Genomic DNA, 26,196 nt, shown 5'->3' with positions numbered 1-26,196 from the left:
GCAACGAAATGTCGATATGGGTCAAATTCAAACAAAAAAATTGGCGGAAGTCATTGCCGAGCAGTTGGAAAGCATGTTGATCGATGGTCAGTTATTGCCTGGTCAGCGTTTGCCTTCTGAACGGGAATTGGCTGCACAGTTTGCGGTGTCGCGCCCATCTTTGCGTGAGGCGATTCTGACCTTGGTCAGTAAAGGATTGCTGTATCGCAAACAAGGTGGTGGCACTTATGTCGCCGAACAACTCACGCCTCAAGTAACCGACCCTTTAATGCAACTAGTGGCTGCGCGTCCAGAAGGTCAATTCGACTTGTTGGAATTTCGCCATGCATTGGAAGGTATGGCCGCTTACTACGCGGCATTGCGTGGTTCCGAGGACGATTGCAATGCGCTGAAATCTGCCTTTAAACGTGTGCAGAATGAAGTGGCAACAGGCGCGATTTCTGATTTGGCGAAAGAGCTTGCTGATTTCTATCTCTGCATGGCAAAAGGTTCCCACAATATGGTGTTAAGCCATGTCATGGGCAACTTGATGTCACTGCTGAAAGAAAACATCGAGGCTAACTTGAAGATGTTGCAAGTACGTCCGGATGCTTGTGAAAAGATCCATAAGCAACGTGAAGTGATTGTGTCTGCCATTGTGGCTGGCAACCCTGAAAAGGCTCGCCATGCCAGCAATGAACACTTGGCTTTTATTGAACAAACCCTACTGGAAATTAATAGACAGGATTCGCGAATGCAACGTGCTTTGCGTCGCATTGAAATTACAAAAGAATAATAAGAAAGGCGGGACTGCCTTCGTCTATATGACATGCAGGAGTAACCAATGACCTTAGTGGTGAGCAGTTAGGTTTTGGCGTCTCCAACGATGAACAGGGTAAGTAGTATGGTGAAACACCATCCTTACTGAAGAACAACCAAACAAATAGGAACGCACCATGTCTGATATGATGCAACCTGATCTTGACCCACAAGAAACGCAAGAATGGCTTGATGCTTTAGAAGCCGTATTGGAAGAAGAAGGCGTAGACCGCGCGCATTTCTTGTTGGAAACGCTTATCGAGAAAGCCAGACGCACTGGGGCTCATTTACCTTTTAACGCAACAACTGCGTATATCAACACGATTCCTGCTGGTCAGGAACCGACGATGCCGGGCGACCAAACCATTGAGCATACTATCCGTTCAGCGATCCGCTGGAACGCACTGATGATGGTATTGCGTGGTTCCAAAAAGAATTTGGAACTCGGTGGACACATTTCCAGTTTTGCCTCATCTGCGATGCTTTATGACATCGGTTTTAACCATTTTTTCCGTGCACCTAATGATAATGACGGTGGTGACTACCTGTTTATTCAGGGGCACGTTGCACCGGGTATTTACTCACGTGCTTTCATTGAAGGCCGTTTGACTGAAGAACAGTTGGACAATTTCCGTCAGGAAGTCGATGGCAAGGGCTTGTCTTCTTATCCTCACCCTAAACTGATGCCTGATTTCTGGCAGTTCCCAACGGTATCGATGGGCTTGGGTCCAATGCAAGCCATTTATCTTGCTCGTTACCTGCAATATTTGACAGACCGTGGCATTAAAGATTGTTCTAACCAGCGCGTATGGTGTTTTATGGGCGATGGTGAGGTTGATGAGCCAGAAAGCTTGGGTGCAATCGGTTTGGCAACCCGTGAAGGGTTGGACAACCTGACTTTCGTTATCAACTGTAACTTACAGCGCTTAGACGGCCCTGTTCGTGGTAACGGCAAGATCATTCAGGAATTGGAAGGGACTTTCCGTGGTGCCGGTTGGGAAGTGATCAAGGTCATTTGGGGTCGCTACTGGGATCCTCTATTGGCCCGTGATACTTCTGGCAAGCTATTGCAGCTGATGAACGAAACCGTTGACGGTGAGTATCAGAACTTTAAAGCCAAAGGTGGTGCATTCACTCGTGAACACTTCTTTGGTAAGTATCCTGAACTAAAAGACATGGTTTCTAACATGTCTGACGATGATATCTGGCGCTTAAACCGTGGTGGTCACGATCCGGTCAAAGTGTATGCAGCCTACAAACGTGCTGTTGAAACCAAAGGTCGCCCACAGGTTATTTTGGCTAAGACCGTTAAAGGTTACGGCATGGGTGCTGCCGGTGAAGGTAAGAACATCGCTCACCAGGTTAAGAAGATGGATATGGACAGCATTCGTGCTTACCGTGACCGCTTCAATATTCCAATTAAAGATGAAGAGTTAGCTTCACTGCCTTACTACAAGTTTGATGACGAGAGTGAGGAAATGAAATACTTACGTACTCGTCGCGATGCATTAAATGGCTTTATGCCGCGTCGTTTGGCGAAGAGTACGGAAGAATTGCCTGCACCGCCGTTAAAAGCCTTTGATGCCGTGTTGAAAGGCTCTAATGATCGTGAAATTTCAACTACCATGGCTTTTGTCCGTATTTTGACAGCCATGCTCAAAGACAAGCAAATTGGTAAGCGCATTGTGCCAATCATCCCTGACGAAGCGCGTACTTTTGGTATGGAAGGCTTGTTCCGTCAAGTGGGTATTTATGCTCATGAAGGCCAGAAATACGAACCACAAGACGTGGATCAGGTTGCTTATTACCGCGAAGACAAGAAAGGTCAGGTATTACAGGAAGGTATCAACGAACTGGGCGCAATGGCTTCCTGGTTAGCGGCGGGTACGTCTTATTCCACCAATAACCTGCCAATGATCCCGGTTTATATTTACTACTCCATGTTTGGTTTCCAACGTATTGGTGACATGGCATGGGCGGCTGGTGACTCACAGGCTCGCGGTTTCCTGGTCGGTGGTACGGCAGGAAGAACCACACTGAATGGTGAAGGTTTGCAGCATCAGGATGGCCACAGCTTATTGCAAGCGAACATGATCCCGAACTGTATCAGTTACGACCCAACCTATGGTTATGAAGTTGCGGTTATCGTTCAAGACGGCTTGCGTCGTATGGGTGAAGAACAGGAAAACGTGTTCTATTACCTGACCGTGATGAACGAGAACTACATTCAACCTGAAATGCCTGAAGGTGTTGAGGAAGGTATCGTAAAAGGTATCTATAAACTGGATGATGTGGTTGCCAAAGACGCTAAAGCTGAAGTGAAGCTACTTGGTTCCGGCACTATTTTGTTACAGGTGCGTGAAGCTGCGAAGTTGTTGCAAGAAGAGTTTGGCATTAGTTCTGAGGTTTACAGTGTGACCTCGTTCAACGAATTGGGTCGTGATGGCCTGGATGTTGAGCGTTACAACATGCTGCACCCTGATGGTAATCAGAAAACGCCTTATATCACCAAAGTATTGGAGAAAGGCAATAAAGGGCCAACGATCGCTGCCACTGACTATCTGAAAGCTTATTCTGATCAGGTTCGAGCCTTTGTCCCGGGCGCTTATAAAGTGTTGGGTACAGACGGTTTCGGTCGTTCTGACAGCCGCGCTAACTTGCGTCATCACTTTGAAGTGGATGCCAAGTACATCGCCATCGCCAGCTTGTATGAATTAGTGAAAGCCGGTGATTTGGATAAATCCGTTCTGGTTGATGCGATGCAACGTTTCGACATCAATCCAGAGAAGATCAACCCGCTTTACGCGTAATTAGGAACAGGAGAACTTCTGATGGCAACTATGAAAGATGTACTCGTTCCTGATGTGGGCGGTGATGAAGTTGAAGTGATTGAAATCTGTGTCGCAGTTGGCGATACAGTCGAAGCAGAAGAAGCACTTATTACGGTTGAAAGTGATAAGGCCAGCATGGATATTCCGGCTCCTTTTAGCGGCGTTGTCGGCGAGATATTGGTTAAAGTGGGTGACAAAGTTAGTCAAAACACTTTGATCATGAAAATGTCTGGCGCGGATGCAGCGGCGGCTCCGGCAGAAGCTGTGCCTGAACCGGTTCAGGAAGAAGCAAAACCTGTAGAAGCTGCACCCGTTGCAGAATCTGCACCAGCACCAGTCGCGCCAGCTCCTGTCGCCAGTGGCGAGCCGAAAATTATTGAAGTCAAAGTGCCTGACATTGGTGATGCGTCGGATGTTGACGTGATTGAAGTGTTGGTTGCTGTAGGTGATGCTCTGGAAGAAGAACAGGGCTTAATTACGCTTGAAACAGACAAGGCTACGATGGATGTTCCTGCGCCACAAGCGGGAGTCGTTAAAGAATTGAAAGTAAAAGTAGGCGATAAGGTTTCGCAAGGTTCATTGGTGTTGTTACTGGAAGTGGCAGGAGCGGTATCTGCTCCTGTGCAAGCGCCTGTTGCGGCTCCTGAACCTGTTGCCAGTACCGCCGTCTCAGCACCGGTTCAAGCGGCTCCAATTAAAGCGCCACCTGTACCTCATCACCCTTCCGCGGGTGAAAAAGAGAAAAGCGGCAAAGTGCATGCGTCGCCTTCCGTGCGTCGTTTAGCACGAGAGTTTGGTGTTGATTTGAGTCTGGTTAATGGCTCAGGACGCAAAGGCCGTGTCCTGAAAGAAGATGTTCAATCCTACGTGAAGTATGAACTGTCTCGACCCAAGATGAATGCAGGTTCTTCTGTTGCTTCTGGCTCAGGTGGTTTGCAAGTGCTCGCTCCACCAAAAGTGGATTTTGCCAAGTTTGGTGAAGTTGAAGAAGTGCCACTAACGCGCATTCAGAAGATTTCCGGGCCAAACCTGCATCGTAACTGGGTCACCATTCCTCATGTAACTCAATTTGAAGAAGCGGATATCACGGATGTTGAACAATTCCGTAAAGACCAGAATGCCATTGGGCAGAAGCAGAAGTCTGATGTGAAGATCACCCCGTTGGTTTTCATCATGAAGGCGGTTGCCAGTGCATTACAGGCTTATCCGGTATTTAATTCTTCTTTATCTGAGTCGGGCGAATCACTTATTCAGAAGAAGTACTATCATATTGGTATCGCGGTGGACACACCGGGAGGCTTGGTAGTGCCGGTGGTTCGTGATGTCGACAAAAAAGGCATCATGGAATTGTCGCGTGAGTTGATGGAAATCAGTGAGAAAGCACGCGATGGCAAACTGAAAGCGGTGGATATGCAGGGTAGCTGCTTCACTATTTCCAGCTTGGGTGGTATTGGTGGTACGGCATTTACGCCAATCGTTAATGCGCCAGACGTTGCTATTCTTGGTGTATCGAAGAGTGAAATTAAGCCGAAATGGAACGGCAAAGACTTTGAACCGAGACTGATGTTGCCATTATCGTTGTCATACGATCACCGTGTGATTGATGGGGCTGTAGCCGCTCGATTCGCTGTTCATTTGTCTGGGGTATTAGGTGATATACGCAGGTTGGTGCTTTAACAGGTAGAAACCTGCTTTAACCCTTTGCCTTATAGGGCGCAGCTCGTTAGAATTGCGCCCGCAAAGTATAAAAAATTGAATCCGGGCCAGAATTGAGAACATTTTGTCTCGGATTCGATATTTGTGTGTCGATGCCAAGGGATATAAAGGAAGGCAAGGAAGGCAATGAAGAGAAGAAACAGCAAAATAAGCGTAAAACAAAAGCGCAATAAAAGACATCGACACCACTATTAGTTAGATAGTTAGAACAATTAACCTTGTATCAAAAAGTCATTGAGGTCACCCCATGAGTGAAATGAAAACTCAGCTAGTTGTGCTGGGCGCCGGTCCAGGCGGATATTCTGCTGCTTTCAGAGCAGCTGATTTAGGCATTGAAACCGTTCTTGTAGACGCCAGAGAAACTCTTGGCGGTGTATGTTTGAACGTTGGTTGTATTCCATCTAAAGCGCTTTTGCACGTAGCAAAGGTGATTGACGATGCCAAAGAAATGGCCGCTCATGGTGTAACGTTCGGTGAACCTACAATTGATCTGGACAAGGTAAGAGGCTGGAAAGACTCTGTTGTTGGTCAATTAACCAAAGGTTTGGCTGGCATGTCTAAAATGCGTAAGGTCAAGCATGTACAAGGTTACGGTAAATTTACAGGTTCCAATACGCTGGAAGTTGAAGGTAAAGATGGCAAAACCACTATTACTTTCGACAATGCGATTATTGCAGCAGGTTCTGAGCCAGTAGCATTGCCTTTCATTCCTCATGACGACCCTCGTGTTATCGACTCAACTGGCGCTTTGGAAATGGCAGACATTCCAGCGAAAATGTTGGTATTGGGTGGCGGTATCATCGGTTTGGAAATGGGGACGGTTTACCGTGCTTTGGGTAGCCAGATTGATGTGGTTGAGTTCCTGGACCAACTTATCCCTGCTGCGGACAAAGACATCATCAAGATTTACCAGAAGTATGTAAAAGACAAATTCAACGTGATGTTGGAAACCAAAGTGACTGCGGTTGAAGCTAAAGACGATGGTTTGTACGTGACGTTCGAAGGCAAGCAAGCGCCTGCTGAACCTGTTCGTTACGACAAAGTATTGGTTGCGGTTGGTCGTCGTCCAAATGGTAAGTTGGTTGATGCTGACAAAGCGGGCGTTGCCGTTGATGAGCGTGGTTTCATCAATGTTGATAAGCAAATGAAAACCAACGTTGCTCACATTTACGCGATCGGTGACTTGGTTGGTCAACCTATGTTGGCGCACAAAGCGGTTCACGAAGGCCACGTAGCGGCAGAAGTTATCGCTGGTATGAAGCACTACTTCGATCCTAAGTGCATTCCATCAGTGGCTTACACTGACCCAGAAGTGGCATGGGTTGGCTTAACTGAAAAAGAAGCGAAAGAGCAGGGTGTTAATTACGAAACCGCTACTTTCCCTTGGGCTGCATCAGGCCGCGCCATTGCTTCTGGCAGAACTGAAGGTATGACCAAGTTGATTTTCGATAAAGACAGCCACCGTATTCTGGGCGGCGCGATGATCGGTATCAACGCAGGTGAAATGCTGGGCGAAATCGGCTTGGCAGTGGAAATGGGTGCAGATGCAGAAGATATCGCATTGACCATTCACGCTCACCCGACACTGAATGAGTCTATCGGTTTGGCTGCGGAAGTATACGAAGGCAGTATCACCGATTTACCTAACCCTAAAGCGAAAAAGAAATAGGCGAGTATTTAGAAGTGCTCAAGTAGTGCTTCTACGTTCCGCTTTCAGCCTTGAACTCGATAATTTTAGGCATAGCGAATTAAAAAAGGCCGCTGGGTAATCCCGAGCGGCCTTTTTGTTTGATAAATACGCGTCTTGTTTATTGAATATTCGGTTTATTGATTAACAAGACGTTGCTGCATTTCTCTGTTGCTCAACGTGCCATTTTCAAATTGGAAAGATGACATGCTGTTAAAAGAAGCGCCATCCAATGAACCAAGTTGAACACCATTTTGATTTGAAATGGCTACCTTGCTTCCTTGTTGAGTAAACTGCAAATCAAAGTCAGACATGCCAACAAACACTAATTGGTTGTTGCCTTGATAATCTGAAATGTTTACTCCTTGTTGCTCAGTCGATTCTTTCATCGACAGCAGATCCAGCTTCTCGGTTTGGGCAACATGAGCAGAGAGCATCCATTGAGCAGATTGAGATAAATCCATTTCTACAGATAGTGCCTTTTTCAACTTACCGGATTCATTTGTATTGTAGAACATGTAGACGTTGTTCTCTTCGCCGCCAAAGTAGGTTTGTCCTGCGTTGGATATCATTGTGCCGTTTACAGCAACCAGCATAATCACTTTGTCGTCACTACCCAGATTTACTCTTTGATCATGGTGATCCAACAGAGCAATAACGCTGCCTTTACTGGCGTCCAGCATATCGGTGCTGCCATCGCGTCCAATGATTCTGTTGTTGCCTGAACCGCCATATATTTCGTCTGTACCAGGGCCGCCATCCAGTGTATCGTCACCACTGGCACCATATAGAATGTCGTCGCCGCTACCACCAATTAGAAGGTCATTACCGTCGTTGCCACCTAGAATGTCGTTACCGCTACCACCGTGAATACAGTCATCGCCTTTGTTGGCGTACAGAGTGTCGTTACCACCTTCGCCAGTAATTGCGTCATTGTAGATTGATGCATGTCCGATTGAACCACTGTTTAGGTAAACGGTGTCGTCACCAGCAGTACCAGTGAGTATATTTCCTGGAGTACCAATTGGCATCGGGCAGAAATCTGCATAAGCTGCTGATGCATTAAATAGAGCCAGAGTGATAAGGCTGGCAGTGAAACCTTTGCTAATAAGTTTTGTATTTCTATTCATTTTTCTATCTCGTTTAATTTGTCTAAATTGAATTTTTCTTTTTTGTGAAGCGTTGTTTTTTAACGGAAACCAGCCATGACTGACTTTCTTACATCATGCACTCTTTCGTTATCTTCCAGAGCAGCTGTTCCAATGGTTGCACCTGAGTAGGTTTGATCATCTGTAGATAGCATTAGTATTCGCGTACCGGGGTTGGAATTGGTTGCCATAATGGATCTTATTCCTGCCCCAGTGTTCACATAGCCGTGTCCGTAAGCGTAAGGTGATGTGCTCGAATCGTGAGCTGCGTCGTGTCTGGCTCCAAATAAATGCCCTAATTCATGAGTGAAAGATTTTGTATATTCACAGCTCAAACCTGTGCTCATAATAAAAAATGCATTACTTGCTGATGCTTTGATGGCACTTGCTCTGCCACATAGACCAGAAGACGGGCCGTGTGCAATAAGCGCAACGACGTCAGCTCCTTGTACGTCACGGATGTAGCCGGCAAAGTCATCGAGATAGCCATCACTGGTATTAACCAAGCCAGTTAAATTGCTATTGAAATTGCTTAGCTCGCTCGTTCCAGTGTTATACATCCCCGCATTTTGTACTGTGATTGAGAGCCCGTTGTTGGCATATATTTGATTGGTGATACTTAAGTGGCTGTACATTCTGTCCAGCATTGAGTTTTGACCACCTTCTGCGGACACAGCTTCTGGCGTGGCGATTTGCATAATTCTGATAGTGGCTGAGGTTGCCGAAGGTGAAAGTTCAGAGCTTACTCTACTCGAGGTTTCTTCTTCACCTTTCAGTTGCGTCATATCGTTAGGTAAGTCTTCCTCAAGTAAATTCAGATAGTTGAGCTCAGTTAGAATGTATGCCCCTTCTTCTGTTGTACGAATTTCAAAATTTCTGTCACCAATATTAAATTGACCACGAACTCGATTGTTGTTTTTAACAAGGTTGATGTGGTTAAGATTGAGCTTTTTTTCACCTGGTTGCAGAGTTGAATTTACACCTGTCTCAATATATCCGGTCCAGGCTTGGTACTTACTACTCAACCAGTAACTTTCTGAGTTTTTGGCTGTAAAGGTCATTCCTGGGCCAAGATTGAGGTTAAGTGTTGAACTGGCTCCATCAATGGCACTTGTATTGATGTTGACTTGTTGAACAGAAATAACATTGGGGTCATTAACCAGTTTCAAGTAGACCGGGCTTTCTGAAATAGATGAGGAGCGAGATGTTTCATACGTGAAAAGATCGTTATTGTAGGTTTCCTTTTGTACCTGAGTGTTGAGTTCCATGTTTAAAGGCGTTGCATGAATTAATGGGCTGATGCTTATACAAGCAATAAACGCCGTGGCTAATTTGCTTTTTTTCATGGTTTGTCTCTTTTTATATCGTAAATGTCATAGTGATATTCATATTCCTGAAAGGGTTGTGCTATCCTTTTCGGATAATAAAGCTACCTATCAATGCGAGCTTGGTACATGCACATTTTTGACATTCGTCAGCAGGAATCCGACAACGTGCGTTCCAGTGAAGAAAACAATGACTTCTAAGTATTTGACTACGCTGTGTAGATGTATGGGGTATGCTTTATTGTTTATGTCCTTTCAAGGCTTTGGATTTTCACTGAATTATCACTTCACTAATTACACCTCTGCCGATGGACTGTCTGAAAATACGATTCGAGCGATTGTTCAAGACCGACGGGGCTTTATCTGGGTTGGTACAAATTCAGGGTTGAATCGGTTTGATGGCTATCAATTCACGACTTTTAAGTCAGGTGAAGGGGGAAGCAATACCCTATCTAGTGACCACATATTTGCTTTGTTTGAAGATCGGGATGGCATCATATGGATTGGCACGTTTAACGGGCTAAATCGCCTTGATCCAGAGACAATGAAGTTCACTCATTATCGTCACGATCCTATGAACGAGGATTCGTTAAGTAGTAATAAAGTTTCCCGAATCACACAAGACTCAAAAGGTTATCTTTGGATTAGCACTTATGGTGGTGGATTAAATCGTTTCGATCCGAAATCGGAACATGTTGTCCGATTTGTGCATGATGATAATGATCCGGATTCCTTAAATGGTGATCGTATTAGAGTGTTAGCTTTAGATAAAAATCGCCAGATATTATGGATAGGTACTAAAGAAAATGGCATAGGTAAGCTGGATTTAACGACACAGCATTTTCAAAAGTTAGAGATTGTAAATTTACCGAAAGGTGAGCCGTTAACGACCGGGGAAGTCAATGTTTTACATGTAGATAGTCAGGGCGTGTTATGGGCTGCAACAACGGATAAGGGATTATTGTGCATAGAAACCATGTCTGATGGTCGGGAACATTTGTGTCGTTCTCCATTTCCAGAAACGGCGGAAGTTTTTTCATTATTTGAAGATCTGGATGGCAATCTTTGGATTGATTCTGCGGATGGGTTGAAAGTATATCGCAGAGCATCTGGTGCTTATGTGTCGGTTAGAGCCCTTGGTAGAGGATTTTATGGCATTAATCGAATTAATCTTATTTATCAGGATCGAGACAAGCAACTTTGGTTTGGTTCCCACGCTCAAGGACTCTTCAAACTTAATCAGCAGAGTACGGCTTTCGCTCATTATCGCTATTTTGGTGTAGACAAAGCCACCCAGTCTAAAAATACGGTCAACGATATTATTGAAACCGCTAATGGCGAAATTTGGATTGGAACCGAGAATGGGTTACACATACTGTCTCAGAAGTTAGTGTTTCAGCGGCAGATCTGGGGGCGAGATACGGTCGGTGAGAATGCCGTGTCTGTTAAAAGCTTATATCAGGACAGTCGAGGGAATATATGGATAGGAACCAGAGAAAAAGGCTTGTTTTGTTATTTCGTTGATTCTGGTGAGTTTAAAAATATGGTTCAGGTGGCGGGATTTGATCCTGTTCTGAGTGATAGCTTTGTGCTTTCAATACTGGAAGACAGCCAGGGATACATGTGGTTTGGTACTTTTTCCGACGGACTTTTTCGATACCATCCTGTTACTAATCAATTTACTCAATTTACTCCTGAATCCGAGTCTTTATTTCGCATTAATCATTATCGTGTATCAAGTTTATTGGAAGATCGAAGTGGGTTTCTATGGGTTGGTTTTCATGATGGTGGGGTCAATAGAATTAATCCAAGAAGAACAATAATAGAGAGTTTTCGACATAAACAGGATGATAAATACAGTTTAAATAACGATATCGTTTTATCTCTGTATCAGGATCAATCTGGAAGAGTATGGATTGGAACCATGGGAGGTGGGCTGAATCTCTACGACAAGAATCATCATCATTTTATTCATTACAAGGAACAAGATGGACTGCCTAATAATGTTGTGGCGGGAATTCAGGATGATGCAAAAGGTGATTTATGGTTGAGTACATATAATGGCCTTGCACGCTTTAATCCGGTTAATGAAACCTTTCATCACTATTCGGTTGACGATGGTGTGCAGAATGAGCAATTCAGTTTTTGGGATGCGGATATGAAAGGTAAGGACGGGGCTTTGTATTTTGGTGGCATTAATGGTTTTAATCGTTTCTACCCAGAGCAAATTCCCACATCGGAAACTCCTCCGGAAGTTGTGTTAACCGACTTTTTACTCGCCAATAAGCCGGTTAATTTTCAAGACGATAGCTCGCCTGATATCGCTATAAAAAGCTATCCGATATATGCCCAGAAAGCGGTTACTTTGACCGCAGAACACCGGTTGTTTTCAATTGAATTCTCAGCACTGCATTTTTCCGATCCTTTACGTAATCAATATTCTTATAAACTCGATGGTTGGGATGATGAATGGATATCAACGGATTCTTCCCGGCGCATAGCTACCTACACCAATATTCCTGCGGGTTCGTATAACTTTAAAGTGAAAGCGAGTAATCGTGATGGTGTATGGAGTGAGGCTGACAATAAGCTACAAATTCTAGTATTGCCGCCTTGGTATTTGTCGAGTGTCGCTTATGGTATTTATGCCGCTACTTTTGTTTTATGCATCTGGTTTTTTATTCATTGGAGAACCTATAAAACGGTGAAGTTAAATGAAGTTCTGCGTGAAAAAGTAAGAGTAAGAACCGCAACCATTGAAGAGTTGTTACAACAGAAAAATACGCTTTTTGCCAATGTATCTCATGAGTTTAGAACTCCTCTGACGTTAATACTTGGGCCACTTAAAACGGTTTTGGATACAGAAAGGGATGGTAAAACAAGGAAAAATGTAGAAATTGCCCGAGATAATGCCGAGCGAATGTTGGTGATGGTTGATCAACTATTGGATATGGCCAGGTTTGAATATGTAAAAGAGACTGACCTAACGCTTGTTTCTGTTAGTGATACAGCCAGCTTCATGTATTTCAGTTTTGAATCTGCTTTCAAAGGGAAGAATATTGAATTTTCGTTACAGTGTTCAGGGGATTTTCTCATTCATTGCAGTGAAGATGCATTGGAAAAGATAGTCTCTAATTTGTTATCCAATGCTTTAAAGTACACGCCCGAAGGTGGACATGTTGAATTGAGTGTGGGCGAGCATGATGAAAAGCACGTTGTTATTAGTGTCAGAGATACTGGCGTTGGTATTTCCCTGGAAGATCAAAGCCGGGTTTTTGAGCGGTTCACGCGTATTCGTAATCCAATGCAGGTGTTTAGTCCTGGAGCTGGGATTGGCTTGGCACTGGTTAGGCAATTGGTTGAAAAGCTTGGAGGAAGGATTAGCATTGTTAGTGAATTGGGGCGTGGCTCTCAATTTTCGGTTATTTTTCCGATGGAAAGGGAATTATTACCCGATATTTGTGTTCCAGTGCAACTCAAGTCAGATAGAAAATCCAATGATGTAAAAGAGGACGATACAACTTCTAATATGCCCATGTTCGTTGAGGAAGAAAATATTATCACGGGCGCTACGATTTTGATTATTGATGATAATCCCCAAATGTGTAGCTACATCAAAGATTCACTCGACGAGCATTATCAGGTGTTAACTGCAAATTCAGTTGATGAGGGAGTGGAAGTTGCACAAACGGATATCCCGAACATCATTATTTCAGATGTGATGATGCCGGGCAAAGATGGTTTTGAGTTAACCAAGCTTATCAAAGATGATTCTCGTACAAACCATATTCCTGTTATTTTGCTTTCCGCATTAAATGATAGAAAAAGCCGGCTTTCAGGGTTGAAGGCAAAGGCTGATGATTATCTTTCCAAACCCTTTGATGGCGAAGAATTGAATCTTAAAATTCGGAATCATCTGGATCTCATTGCGGTGCAACAACAGAAACATTTGAATGAGTTAAGCCAGGCATTGGTCGACGCCTCAACAGAATCGGCATCGCTGAAAAAGCAAGAAAGCGGGTTTATGCACAGTTTTAAATTATTGGTAGAAGAGCACTATCAAAATGTTGAGCTCAATGTTGAATGGCTGGCAAATGAAATGCATTTTACACCACGCACTTTGCTAAGAAAGGTGAAAGCGATGACAGGCATTACGGTGAATGAATATATTCGTCGTTATCGTTTATCAAAAGCTGAACAATTATTATTAAAGGGAATGACAGTTACCCAGGCTGCTTTAGATGTAGGCTTTCAGTCTCAAAATTATTTTTCTCGCAGTTTTAAATCGCATTATGGTATTTCACCTACCGAATATATTGAATCTCGACTTGAATGATTGGCTGGGTTGGTTTTAGTTTTTATGCTGCCACCCATTTGCACGATATTGCTATTTTCTGAAATGTCTATTGGGTGTTAGTATGTGTAAAAATAAAACCTAATTTGAAAAGGGGGCTGTGATGCAACCATCGAGTTTTAGTTCTGCCTTGCCGTATTCCTGCTCTTGTGAACCACAGAATTACAGTTTCTCTCAGACCATGACTATAGAATCTATGAGCCCGGAAGAGTCGAATGACTTAACATTATATTTTGAGTATCAGGATGGGCTTTTTCAGATTAATGACAATCAAACAGCCAGCCTTGTAACGTATTTTAATGGTCAGTTTGCTTCTACCAGACAACTTGACTTCAATGCGATGCTAAATGAAGCCAAACCACAAGGACCGTATGAGATTTGTCAAATCGCTGTGGATATAAAGCTCGGATTGGGACAAGCAAGTGACATTGAGTTTGAATTTTATATAGGTGGTCTCTCTATCACTTCGGGAATGAATTTTAATTACAATCTTTATCTACAGTCGGGAAATAAAAAACTACCAATTTCACTTGGGCAGTGTAATTGCCAAGGGGGGTAGCTTTTGTTTTTAAACCGTTTCACGGTAGTTTAATTTGGTGTTCTGCTGCGATTTGATTTCAACCGCCTGGGTATGTCGTTATCCGCTGTTATTTTTCACTTCAATTCAGGTAAAAAATAGATGCATACGTATGCACTGGAGGATGAATACGAATTCATACTGTTTACTGAATAGTCAATTAGCCGATACTTGGGTTGGTAAAAAAATTGTTATCAATAAGTAAATTTATTAACGTTTACTAACACAGGACATTTTTAATGAGATCAACATCGGTTTTAGCAGTAACCCTTGTACTGTTCAGCGGAGTATCTCACGCTGAATGGTTTTACCGAGGGACTTCGAATTCCTGGGGTTCAACACAAATGGATTTTGTCTCCGGGAATCAATTTCAGACTTGTCAGCAGTTTGGTACGGGTGACGGCGGTGGCGGCCCACGTTTTAAAGTGGATCGCTTTGGTGATTGGGGTGAGGCGTATCCCTCTACTGACTACACAGTTAGTGCTAATACCAGCTACATTATTGGGTTCGATGCCAGCACTAAAGCGGTAACTGCCACTCAGGTTGCCAGTTGTGGCGATGTGAACGGTTTCCCAAGCCTTAATTTCCGTGGTACGCCTAATGCCTGGGCAAATACGGCAATGACGCGCATTTCGTCCAGTCTTTGGCAAGCCAATATTAATTTCACTGGTGAAGCGAACCAGCGCTTTAAATTCGATGTGTTAGGTGATTGGTCTCAGAATTACGGTGATAACGAAAGCGACGGCATTCTCGATTTTACCGGTGGAGATATCTACACCAGCATTTCTGGTGAATATGTGGTTGAAGTTAACGAAGACACGTTAACCTATAGCCTGACGCCTAAATCAGGCAACCTGTCTCCTTCTGCCGCGATTTCGCCAGCGAACCAAACCGTTACCGTTGGTGCTCAGATCCTGTTTAGTGGCGCGGGTTCCTCAGACCCGGACGGCAGCATTGCCAGTTATAGCTGGAGTAATGGTGCTACAACACAAACCACCAGCATTACCTTTAACTCGGTTGGAGCGCAAACCGTTAGTTTGACGGTCACAGACGACCAAGGTGCGACAGGCAGTGCTTCTGTGACGATTACTGTGCAGAACGAGCAACCTGCTGATAGTTGGTACTTCCGTGGTACACCTAATGCGTGGTCTGCCACTCAAATGAGCACCTCAGACAATATCAATTATTGTACTCAGCAAGCTTTTGGCACAGGCGATACAGGTGGTTCACCACGATTTAAAATCGACCATTATGCTGATTGGACCGATAGCTATCCGGCGCAAGATTATGTGGTGAGTGCGAATACCACTTACGATATTTGCTTCAATGCCAATACGCTTACTGTGACTGCTACCGCTGTGGCAGGTGTAGACATGACGCCTCCTTCTGTAACGGCTAACCCTGCTGCAGGCAACTATGTTGCGAGTCAGTCGATTACCTTGAGTATCACTGATAATGAAGACACAGCACCCGTATTGTATTACACCACCAATGGCTCAACGCCAACCACCAGCTCTCAGCAGTACACGGGCGAGACGATTCTGGCGCAAGATGTTGGCGGTGGCGCCGATCTGACTATTAAAACCCTGGCTGTAGACGCTTCTGGTAATCAGCAGCAACAAAGCTTTATTTACTTCATTGGTGAACAAAGCAGCGTTGATTTCCGTGAAGAGACTATCTACTTCCTGCTTACCGCTCGTTTCTATGACGGTGATAGCAGCAACAACTACTACAACCGCGATCGTATTAAAGCAGGCGACCCACATTGGCGAGGCGACTTTAAAGGTTTGATCTCCAAGCTGGATTACATCAAGGATCTGGGATTCACTGCGATTTGGGTAACGCCACCAGTAGAAAATCGTAGTGGTCTGGATTATCACGGTTATCATGCATACGACTTCTATAAAGTCGACCCTCGTCTGGAATCTGCCGATGCCACTTATCAGGACTTGATTAATGCTGCTCATGCGAAAGGCTTGAAAGTAGTACAAGACGTGGTCATCAACCACTCCAGCCAATATGGTTTACGTGATCAGGTCTGGATCGACCATTTGCCGATTAAATACTACGTGCCTGCAGGTAGCACTCAAGGTCAAATCTCTAATGATCCGTATTTCGGTAACTTGGGTGATTATCAGGCTGCCAATCGTGATGACAACGATAACAGCGCAGCGCCGCAGTGGTTTAGAGACCGCCACAATTCTGATCCTGATGGCATTGTTCCGCTAGTTGATCCTAAAACCGGAACCACTGTACCGCTAGCTGGCTACGATCCAAATCGCTTCTTTGGCATTGATGCTCAAGGATTGGATCCAAACTGGTATCACCTTGATGGCTTCATGGCCGGTGGTGACTGGGAAAATCCACTTGCACTACAGAAAAAACATATGGCTGGCGACACCATTGATTTGGCAACGGGAAATCAAAATGTAAAAGACTACATTAATGGTGCTATTCGCATGTATCTGGATATGGGCGTAGACGCTATTCGCCTGGATACCGTGAAGCACGTTGAGCGTGACGAATTGTTGGAATATGTGAACAACTGGAAAGCGCATAAACCTGACTTGTTTGTGTTTGGTGAAAACCTGGTAAAAGGCACTGGCTTAGGGTCTGAAATTGCTAATGATAATGCTTCAGCCGTGATCCGCCCTTGGTGGTACACACGTACAACGCAAGACCCATCGAATCCTAATGGTGGTGGTGATTCCGGTTTCTCTGTACTGGATTTCTCTATCTTCTCTACATTCCGTGACAATGTGACTCATGGGAGTTTAGGTGGCATTGGTGGCATGTTAGGTTGGGACTGGATTTATGGTGATGCTACCAAGCTGGTGACCTTCTTCCAGAACCATGATGTGGGCCCGGACAATGACTTTAAATACCGTTATGGCGGTGCAGAGTCTAACGCGGCTTTGGTATATAACCTGTTGTGGACAAACCGTGGTATTCCAACCCTGTACTATGGTGAGGAAATCATGTTCCAGGCGGGCTTACCGCAAGACATCGCTAACGCTAACGATACCGTGGATCAAACCGGTCGCGCTTATTATGGCCCTCATTTGGATGACCTGGCGACAACTCAGTCACATCCGTTGTACCAACACATCAAGCGTTTAAACCAGATCCGCAAAGCGATTCCTGCCTTGCAAAAAGCACCGACAACCAAGGTGAACGAGTGGGGTTCAGGTATGAGTTTTGTGCGTGATTATCCTGCACAAAACAGTTATGCCGTTGTTGGATTGGCTGCGGGTTCAAATCAGAATATTACTGTGTCGGGTGTTCCAAACGGTACATATAAAGATGCTGTAACAGGTAATATTATCAATGTGTCTGGTGGTTCAATCAGCTTTACGGTTAAAGGCAACAGTATTGGTGTTTATGTGCTTAATGGCCCAGGTAAGATTGGCGTTGATGGTACTTACTTAAGATAGAACCCGGTTATCTTTTTATAGAAATTCGATAGAACAGGGATGTTCTTCTGTTGAATCTGTTTATTGCATATATAGACAATCTAACTTTCTGTTTCTCTTAAAATTTCATCCAGACTCGTCACACTTAATTACACTTAATCCTTTCGTTGCTTTTTATTGGGTTTTGCGTCTTGTTGCAACAAGGATTAGACTGCGTGTTTTGTTAAATTTTGTATCAAGATTATTAACATCGCCCACTGTTCATCCGACCCTGGGTTTATTCGATATAATAAGTAGTTCGTAGGAAATAAAATGAACAAGAGTCTTTCTATTGCTGCGGCAATTTCCCTGGCACTGGGAACATTGACAGCCTGTGGCCCTAACGATTCAGAAACGCAATCTACCGCAAAAGCAGAAACTAAAGCTGAAGCGGTTGTGCTGAAGTCCGGTTTGACCCTGAGCGCTATTGATAAGCAAGTGCGCCCTCAAGATGATTTTTATCAGTATGCCAATGGTAACTGGTTGGCAGAAACTGAAATTCCTGCCGATAAATCGCGTTTTGGCATGTTCAATGTCGTTCACGACAGAACACAGGAAAACCTGAAAACTATTATTCAAGACGCAGCGTCGTCTACTGACAAGAGCAACGCTAACAACCAGAAGCTGGGTGACATGTACAACAGTTACATGAACGAAACCCTGGCTAATGAGTTAGGTGTTAAGCCTTTGCAGTCTGATTTGGATGCGATTGCAGCCGTGAAAGACAAGTCAGGTGTAGCGGCAATGATGGGAACCTTATTCGAAGTGGGCGTTGAGGCACCATTCGGATTCTACGTTTGGCCTGATGCTAAAGATCCTGAAAAGTATGCCATGTATATGTATCAGTCAGGTTTGACTTTACCTGACCGCGATTACTATCTGAAAGATGAAGATAAGTACGTAAACTTCCGTGCTGACCTTCAAAAATACATTGCTGATTTGTTGGCTTTAGGCGGTTACGAAGGTGCAGATAAAGCAGCAGAAGCTATTGTTGCTTTAGAAACTCAAATTGCTCAGAAGCACTTAAGTCGTGTTGAAAGCCGTGATGCAGAGAAAAACTATAATCGTCATACCAAAGCAGAATTGACTGCGTTGATGGGGGATTTTAGCTGGGATGCTTATGCGAAAGCATCCAGCTTGGAGAATGCTCAGGAAGTGGTAGTTCGCAACTTGCCTTATTTCCAAACGTTTTCTGAATTATTTGCTGCAACAGATGTTACAACATGGAAAGCCTTCATGACTTTCAAATTGTTGGATACCTATGCACCACGTTTAAGTAAAGACTTCGTCGATTTGAATTTTGCATTTCATTCAACCGCTTTGAATGGTGTGCCTGAGAATCAACCTCGCTGGAAACGTGCAGTAAATGCGACGAGTACCGTACTTGGTGAAGTGTTGGGTCAACAGTATGTAGCGAAACACTTTACGCCTGAAGCGAAAGCAAAAATGTCTGCCTTGGTTGAGAACCTGACTATTGCTTACGGTGAGAGTATCAAACAGCTGGATTGGATGTCTGAAGACACCAAGAAAGCGGCATTGGAAAAATTGAATAAATTCACTCCCAAGATTGGTTATCCCGACAAATGGCGTGATTACTCAGCATTGGAAATCAAAGCTGATGATTTGGTCGGTAATTACATGCGTTCAAACAAGTTTGAGCAAGATTTCTGGGTTAAACGTATTGCTCAGAAAGTGGATCCTGTTGACTGGGGGATGACACCACAAACCATCAATGCTTATTACAGCCCTACACGCAATGAAATCGTGTTCCCTGCTGGTATCTTGCAACCTCCTTTCTTTGATATGGAAGCGGACGATGCAGTGAATTATGGTGCGATCGGTGTGGTTATCGGTCATGAGATTGGTCACGGCTTTGACGACCAGGGTTCTAAATACGACGGCGATGGCAATTTGCGTAGCTGGTGGAAAGACAGTGACCGTAGCTCTTTTGACGTATTGGGTGAGCGCTTGGCGGCTCAGTATGATGCCTATGAGCCAATCGAAGACTTGCATGTCAATGGTCAATTGACTAAAGGTGAGAACATTGGTGATTTAGCGGGTGTTGCTATTTCCTATAAAGCTTACAAGTTGTCTTTACATGGTAAAGAAGCGCCTGTTATCGATGGTTTCACTGGCGAACAACGTTTCTTCCTTGGACATGCACAAGCATGGCGTTCAAAGTATCGTGAAGACAGATTGCGTGCTCAAATCCTGAGTGACAGTCATTCACCTTCTCGTTACCGTGTTATTGGACCTTTGGTTAATGTCGACGGTTTCTATGATGCTTTCGGTGTTGAAAAAGGCGACGGCATGTATGTTGAGCCAGCTGAGCGCGTCGTTATCTGGTAACTTGAATCCTGCTCGCTATCATTAATACTTGATAGCCAGGCGAAAAGGCAGTAGGTTTTCCTGCTGCCTTTTTTAATGCATGTTTGGCATGATTAAAATCAACGATTCCCTTTTCCCTTGAGATTGGTAACTGACTTTGAAGCAAATTGAAATCTTTGAAATCCCGAGTCCTTGTATTGGTGTCTGCCAAGCCGGGCCAAATGGATTTTGTTTAGGATGCTTTAGAAGTCGAGATGAGCGTTTGCATTGGCAAAAACTGGATGATGATGTGAAGCGTAAGATTTTAAAAGCCTGTGCCATGCGCAGGAAACGCGCCGAACGCGCAGCCATGAAGAAGGACGGCGATGCGGCTGATAAGGAGCAAATGGATTTGTGGGGAGATAATTCCCCAAAATCTTAAAGCCAGCGTCTGACCTTGTTCATGTATTCCTGATATTCCTGCCCAAATATCTTTAGCAACACGTCTTCTTCAATTTTTATCTGGAAGCGATTCATGTAGGGAACAAACAACCATCCGAACAGGAATAGCGACAGATTATTTAAAAACAGTGCCCACGCCAGAATGAAGCATAAGAAGCCTACGTACATTGGGTTGCGGCTGTATTGATACACACCTTGTGTTACCAGTGAACTGGACTTTTCTGGTTTGGTCGGATCGACCGTGGTCTGTGCTTGTCTGAATCCCAGTACACCCAAAGCGCTGAACAATCCTCCAATGATAAGTATCAGTATGGAGAAAGTGGTTGCATACATTGGGGGGATTGCTATGGCAGGGATAAGGCTATCCATTAACCACATGATTACGATAAAAATAACCACCATTAAAAGCGGCGGAATTTTGGTTTCCAGAACTTTCATTGTTATTTATGTATTGTCGAATCAATGTGAACTCAGGATATATGGCTGGAGAAAAACAGCAAATCCTTTTGCTTTCTACTTTCTATGACAAGTGAGAGTAGAACAAGAGAAGAGTGACAGGGCGCATTGGGAACGATGAAATCCCAACACGCCGAGGTGGATTTTGTTAATCCTTAGAACTTGGTACCGATACCAATACCGAATACCCAAGGGTCGATATCAGCATCCACTTTCAAAATGGATGTGCCTGTATTGATTTCGGCAGTGGTGTCGATGGAGATATATTTAACATCCACGTTAAGGAACCAATCTTTGTTCAAGTCGAAGTCAAAACCAACTTGACCGGCCAATCCAAATGAACTGTCCAGATCAACATCGGCACCTTCAAACGCACCAGTACCATCTTCGCTGTAGAACAATGTGTAGTTCACACCGATACCGGCATAGGCGCGAACACCTTCGCTAATGTCAGAGTGATATTGCAAGGTTAATGTGGGTGGCAATACCATGGTGTCTACGACTTTGCCAAGGCTCGCAACTGTGCCAGCACCATTAATATCGTGGCTTGTCGTTGCCAAAATAAGTTCAAGCGCCAGGTTGTTGTTGAGGAAATAGGTAAAATCCAGTTCAACCGTGGTAGCACTATCGACAGATACGCCAGAACCCGAAATGCCGGTGACTTCACCAGAATCATCGTTAGGGTTAACGTTGATGATACGTCCTCTTACCAACCAGTCGCCTGCGTCTGCTGCGTAGGCACTGGTACCCCAGGATAAACCTGCCATTGCTGCGAAAATACCAATTGCCAGTTTTTTAGTTAACATGTGTGTGCTTCCTAAATTGTGTTGTGCTTAATTTCTGCGGGTATTATCGGACTATAGAGATCCGACATCTTGATCTGAATCAACAGCAGGTGGTGGTTGTGCTGCAAACCGCTCAACCTATGATCTAGAAGGGGTAAATAACCTGAGCATTTTGATCTTTGTGCATAAATTTCGTTCTCTGTGAGCGAAATATAAGCAAAGGTTTGTACCCAAGAAAAATATTGCTCAGTATTGCTGGAATTGCAAGTTTTCACATGAGTGAAAAAGAAAAAGGCTTCTATATATCAAGAAGCCTTTTCACCAAGGATATCTGAAACGCAAAGAGTTAAACGATAAATTCGTCTTCTTTTAATGCCAGCAGGTCTTCACTACCTAAAGTAAGGGATTGCTTGTGCAGCTCCTTTTTAGGCAATAAACGTTTGATGTAGAAATCACAGGTTTTTCTCTTGCTCGCTTTTAGCACTTCATTGTCACTTTGGCTTGCGGTGTCAGCCATACTTAGCCAGCAAACGCCAATCAGGCTGTAGGAGCTAAACAGAAGGTAGTCGTAAGCACCGGATGCGACATATTCGCCAGATTGTCCCATCAGTGCCTGAGATACCTGATCCCATTCAGCAAGAATACTCAAAGCCAGTTCTTTATCTTTGGCGTTACTGATGTTGTTAGCGATTTCCTGGAAGTAAGCAAGAGTAACTGCTTGTTTTTTGCCGCCGTCACGGGTCAGTTTTCTGGAAATCAGATCCAGTGCCTGAATGCCGTTAGTGCCTTCATATAGCTGGGTGATTCTACTGTCACGAATAAGCTGTTCCATGCCCCATTCACGAATAAAACCATGACCACCAAACACCTGTACACCGATTTGTGCTGATTCCTGACCGACATCGGTAAAGAAGGCTTTGGCAATCGGAGTCAGAAATGCGAGCAGTTCGCCGGCTTGATGCTTCTCTTGATCTGTGCCAAAACGCTCAATGTCCATATTCTTGGCGTATAGCAGTGCTAATGCTCGGCAACCTTCGGTCAATGCTTTTTGTGTCAGCAACATACGACGTACATCAGGCTGGTGGATAATGGCATCGGCTTTTTGGTCTGGTTGCTGTACACCCTGAGGCGCTCTTGATTGCAAGCGCTCTTTAGCGTAGGCAACAGCACCCTGATAAGCCGCTTCGGCAATGCCTAATCCTTGTAAGCCTACTTGAAAACGAGCGTCGTTCATCATGGTGAACATGCAGGCCAAGCCATTGTTTTCCTGACCAACCAACCAACCCTTGGCGCTGTCAAAGTTCATAACGCAAGTTGGGCAACCTTTCAAACCCATCTTATGTTCCAAACTACCCACACCTAATGTGTTCGGTACATTGAACTCGTCATTGTCATTAGGCAGAAATTTAGGAACGATAAACAGGCTGATGCCTTTTACGCCAGGAGGTGCGTCGGGTAAGCGAGCCAGAACCAGATGGATGATGTTGTCAGTCCAATCCTGATCACCACCGGAAATGAAGATTTTGCTGCCGCTGATCAGGTAGGAGCCGTCGGCTTGAGGCTCTGCTTTGGTGTTCAATAACGCCAGGTCGGTTCCTGCTTGAGGCTCGGTTAAGCACATAGTGCCTGTCCACTCACCCGATACCAGTTTGGGCAGATAAATCTCTTTCAGGCAGTCTGCGGCATGTTTGTCCAGAGCCAGGATGGAGCTTTCTGTCAGCATGCTGATCAGGCGCCAGCTCAGGTTGGCAGAAATCATCATTTCATGAAATGGCACTGCCATTGAATAAGGTAATTCCTGACCACCAAAATCTTCACTGCCCAGCATGGCGTTCCAGCCATTTTCGATGTAGTTCTGATAAGCACTGGCGAAGCCGTCAGGCGTGGTGACTTTACCATCACTTAGCTTACAGCTTTGTTCGTCGCCATTGCGATTTAATGGAGCCAGCTCGGTTTCTGCAAACTTGGCGCCTTGCTGTAATATTTCGTTGATAAGCTCTTGGTCGAAGTCGCCTTTACCAATGCGTTGATAATGACCGGCTATGTCCAACCATTCATGTAGAAGGAATTGCTGGTCTGTGAGTGGAGCGCGGTATTCCGGCATGGGTAACTCCTGGTTAATATTTAAGTGGTCAGATGAGTTGATTAGTTTAGCGAATACCCTTGCCAAGTGCCAGTAACTTTATCAGCTCTTATTTGCGCCGATTGTGTAGATATCTATCCACTTATGATCGTTAAACTCAGGTTCTAAAATAAAGCTCGGTTAAAAAACTTGCTTTAGCCGATTTTTTATTTAAGGTTGAGGGTCAGTCGAATTCCCGGTTGGGGATAGGAATATTAGTGTTGAAAAGGAAGCTGTTTGAACGAAGGTTATCTAATTGTATGAATTTATCTGCTTTATCGATAAAACAAAAACTCACATTGTCGTTATTAGTCGCTGTTATCAGTTCAACCCTAATGGTTGGTTTAATTGGGCAGCTATCCTCAAGAAATATGGTGTCGGAGCGCTTACAGGAAGTTGAATTACCCAATATTCTTTGGCAGATCCGAAATCAAATCGATAAAGAAATCTCTCTTTTACAAAATGCGACTCAGCAATTAGCACAAGATGAATTTATTCTGGATTGGTACAAGGCGGGCTATCCTGCTGATCAGGAGGCTAAGCTGATCCGATACCTGAATCACTTGCAAAAGCAATATGACCTGACCAACGTCTCGGTAGCCGATCGCCAAACAGCGCGTTATTGGAATCAGGGGGGCTTTTTGCGCGTGTTGCAAAATGACCAATACGATAGCTGGTTTTTTGCATTTCGTGATAGCGGACAATCGAGCATGAAAAGCTTATACACCGAGGATGGTGTGACCAAGCTATTTGTTAATTACCAGCAAACAGATGGACGCATGTTGGCGGGCTTTGGGCGTTCAGTTAACCAAATGGTTGAGATGCTGAACAGTTTCAAAATTGCGAAAACCGGATTTGTTTACTTGGTTGATCATGCCGGCATGATCCAGATCCATAAGAACAGCAAATTACTGAATACCGATATTTCTGGCTTATATGGCAACGATGTTAGTAAAAGCCTTTTAGGTAAGCGAGCATTCACTCTCAAAAAGACCGATATTGAGGGAGAGAGCACATACATAGCCAGTAGTTATATTGAATCTGCGGGGTGGTATGTTGTGGCTCAGGTGCCTGAAAGTGAGGTCTTTGCCGAGTTAAACGATAACCTGACACAAATGTTGTTGTGGATATTGGTGGTCGCCGTTGGCTTTACTGTAATGGCATTTTGGTCAGCTAACAGGGTGACGAAACCTATTACTCAATTAGCAAATGTTTTTGCTGAATTGGGTAAGGCAGAAGCGAACCTGGATATTCGATTGGAAGAACAGCAAGCGGAAGAGTTAGTGGCGCTACAAAAAGGATTCAATGCGTTTGTCAGCAAGATCCAAAAGACAGTGGAAGAAGTGGCGAATACCAGTAATGGACTTCGTAGCGAAGCTGACAGAGTGGCTGAGTCTGCGCAATTATTTTTGGCTAGAGGTAAGCAGCAATCGACTCATACCGAAGACGTCGTGGTAGCGATTAGTCAAATGGGCGAGTCGGTTAATGAAGTAGCGAGTAATGCTCATGCCGCTGCCGATACTGCCAATGAGCTGGAACAGGCCAGTGCCCAAGGGCAAGATGTGTCTCTGAAGGCTAAAGCTTCTATTGAGCAGCTTTCTGGTCACGTTGATAGGGTGGCGAGTGTTGTGGATAAGCTAGCGCAACATACGGTAGCGATCGGTGGTGTCTTAGAAGTGATTCGAGGCGTATCTGACCAAACCAATTTGCTTGCCTTAAATGCGGCTATTGAAGCCGCCCGTGCCGGTGAAATGGGGCGTGGTTTTGCGGTGGTTGCGGACGAAGTAAGAGCGCTGGCGAAACGTACAGCTGAATCAACAGAAGAGATTCAACGTACCATTGATGAATTGCAAAAAGAAGCCAATAAAGCCGTGGCTTTAATGGGTGACAGTAAAGGTCAGGCGCAACAAGGCGTTGATTCCATGCTCGCGGCAGAGCAAGCCTTGGTTAGTATCACTCGTGGGATTTCTCAGTTACGCGGTATCAATAATCAGGTGGCGACAGCGACAGAAGAGCAGGCTCAGGTAGCGCAAAATATCAGTCAAAATTTGAGACAAATTCAACGTGAGACAGAAGAAAGCGTTGCGGCTTCCAATGAAGTTGCGAAAGCCAGTGATATTTTACAGCGCTTGTCTGGACAGCTTGACGCTCAAGTGGCTTCTTATCGTTCCTGATA

The 26,196-nt window shown here is 44.5% G+C and carries 15 protein-coding genes; 10 read left to right on the top strand and 5 right to left on the bottom strand.

What is annotated here, in order from left to right:
* Positions 1–16 precede the first annotated feature (16 nt).
* The 4 genes from KIH87_RS15375 to lpdA all read left to right on the top strand — a co-directional run bounded on the left by KIH87_RS15375 (position 17) and on the right by lpdA (position 7,014).
* Positions 17–775 carry a GntR family transcriptional regulator gene (locus KIH87_RS15375; protein WP_232358734.1) on the top strand — a complete coding sequence of 253 codons (759 nt, stop codon included), beginning with the start codon at positions 17–19 and terminating at the stop codon, positions 773–775.
* A 160-nt stretch (positions 776–935) separates the two neighbouring features.
* Positions 936–3,608, top strand: coding sequence for a pyruvate dehydrogenase (acetyl-transferring), homodimeric type (aceE, locus tag KIH87_RS15370; protein ID WP_232358733.1), 2,673 nt, complete (start codon positions 936–938; stop codon positions 3,606–3,608).
* Positions 3,609–3,629: 21 nt separating this feature from the next.
* On the top strand, positions 3,630–5,306 hold the full coding sequence (gene aceF / locus KIH87_RS15365) for a dihydrolipoyllysine-residue acetyltransferase (protein ID WP_232358732.1): 1,677 nt from the start codon (positions 3,630–3,632) through the stop codon (positions 5,304–5,306).
* Between the two features lie 286 nt (positions 5,307–5,592).
* Positions 5,593–7,014: a dihydrolipoyl dehydrogenase gene (lpdA, locus tag KIH87_RS15360; protein ID WP_232358731.1), complete on the top strand. Its 1,422-nt coding sequence runs from the start codon at positions 5,593–5,595 to the stop codon at positions 7,012–7,014.
* Positions 7,015–7,169: 155 nt separating this feature from the next.
* Here lpdA and KIH87_RS15355 read toward each other — a convergent pair whose 3' ends face one another.
* Together KIH87_RS15355 and KIH87_RS15350 are read right to left on the bottom strand one after the other, a co-directional pair.
* Positions 7,170–8,162, bottom strand: coding sequence for a calcium-binding protein (locus KIH87_RS15355; RefSeq protein ID WP_232358730.1), 993 nt, complete (start codon positions 8,160–8,162; stop codon positions 7,170–7,172).
* Between the two features lie 59 nt (positions 8,163–8,221).
* Positions 8,222–9,526 carry a M12 family metallo-peptidase gene (locus tag KIH87_RS15350; protein ID WP_232358729.1) on the bottom strand — a complete coding sequence of 435 codons (1,305 nt, stop codon included), beginning with the start codon at positions 9,524–9,526 and terminating at the stop codon, positions 8,222–8,224.
* Positions 9,527–9,752: 226 nt separating this feature from the next.
* Between KIH87_RS15350 and KIH87_RS15345 the strand changes: the two genes are divergently transcribed.
* The 5 genes from KIH87_RS15345 (at position 9,753) to KIH87_RS15325 (ending at position 20,637) form a co-directional block, all read left to right on the top strand.
* The gene (locus KIH87_RS15345) at positions 9,753–13,841 is read left to right on the top strand and encodes a two-component regulator propeller domain-containing protein (RefSeq protein WP_232361505.1); all 4,089 of its coding nucleotides are present in this window, start codon (positions 9,753–9,755) and stop codon (positions 13,839–13,841) included.
* A 121-nt stretch (positions 13,842–13,962) separates the two neighbouring features.
* A complete protein-coding gene (locus tag KIH87_RS15340; protein ID WP_232358728.1) occupies positions 13,963–14,418 on the top strand; it encodes a hypothetical protein in 456 nt (151 codons plus the stop codon).
* Between the two features lie 257 nt (positions 14,419–14,675).
* Positions 14,676–17,870, top strand: coding sequence for an alpha-amylase family glycosyl hydrolase (locus KIH87_RS15335; RefSeq protein ID WP_232358727.1), 3,195 nt, complete (start codon positions 14,676–14,678; stop codon positions 17,868–17,870).
* Between the two features lie 291 nt (positions 17,871–18,161).
* Positions 18,162–20,237 carry a M13 family metallopeptidase gene (locus KIH87_RS15330; RefSeq protein ID WP_232358726.1) on the top strand — a complete coding sequence of 692 codons (2,076 nt, stop codon included), beginning with the start codon at positions 18,162–18,164 and terminating at the stop codon, positions 20,235–20,237.
* A gap of 136 nt (positions 20,238–20,373) precedes the next feature.
* Positions 20,374–20,637: a DUF1289 domain-containing protein gene (locus KIH87_RS15325; RefSeq protein ID WP_232358725.1), complete on the top strand. Its 264-nt coding sequence runs from the start codon at positions 20,374–20,376 to the stop codon at positions 20,635–20,637.
* On the opposite strand, the gene KIH87_RS15320 is transcribed toward KIH87_RS15325, so the two are convergent.
* From KIH87_RS15320 to KIH87_RS15310, 3 genes are all read right to left on the bottom strand, one after another.
* Positions 20,634–21,095 (bottom strand): methyltransferase family protein, encoded by a 462-nt coding sequence (locus KIH87_RS15320; protein ID WP_232358724.1) that lies wholly within the window; start codon positions 21,093–21,095, stop codon positions 20,634–20,636. The two genes, KIH87_RS15325 and KIH87_RS15320, sit on opposite strands and share 4 nt — an antisense overlap.
* A gap of 173 nt (positions 21,096–21,268) precedes the next feature.
* Positions 21,269–21,919: an OmpW/AlkL family protein gene (locus KIH87_RS15315; protein WP_232358723.1), complete on the bottom strand. Its 651-nt coding sequence runs from the start codon at positions 21,917–21,919 to the stop codon at positions 21,269–21,271.
* Between the two features lie 325 nt (positions 21,920–22,244).
* Complete coding sequence (locus KIH87_RS15310; protein ID WP_232358722.1) at positions 22,245–24,002, bottom strand: acyl-CoA dehydrogenase family protein; 1,758 nt, start codon at positions 24,000–24,002, stop codon at positions 22,245–22,247.
* Between the two features lie 278 nt (positions 24,003–24,280).
* Here KIH87_RS15310 and KIH87_RS15305 point away from each other — a divergent pair, with 278 nt between their 5' ends.
* Positions 24,281–26,194: a methyl-accepting chemotaxis protein gene (locus KIH87_RS15305; protein WP_232358721.1), complete on the top strand. Its 1,914-nt coding sequence runs from the start codon at positions 24,281–24,283 to the stop codon at positions 26,192–26,194.
* The last annotated feature ends 2 nt before the right edge of the window (positions 26,195–26,196 follow it).

Source organism: Paraneptunicella aestuarii, assembly GCF_019900845.1.
Taxonomy (GTDB): domain Bacteria; phylum Pseudomonadota; class Gammaproteobacteria; order Enterobacterales; family Alteromonadaceae; genus Paraneptunicella; species Paraneptunicella aestuarii.
This window is presented reverse-complemented; position numbering and strand designations above follow the sequence as displayed.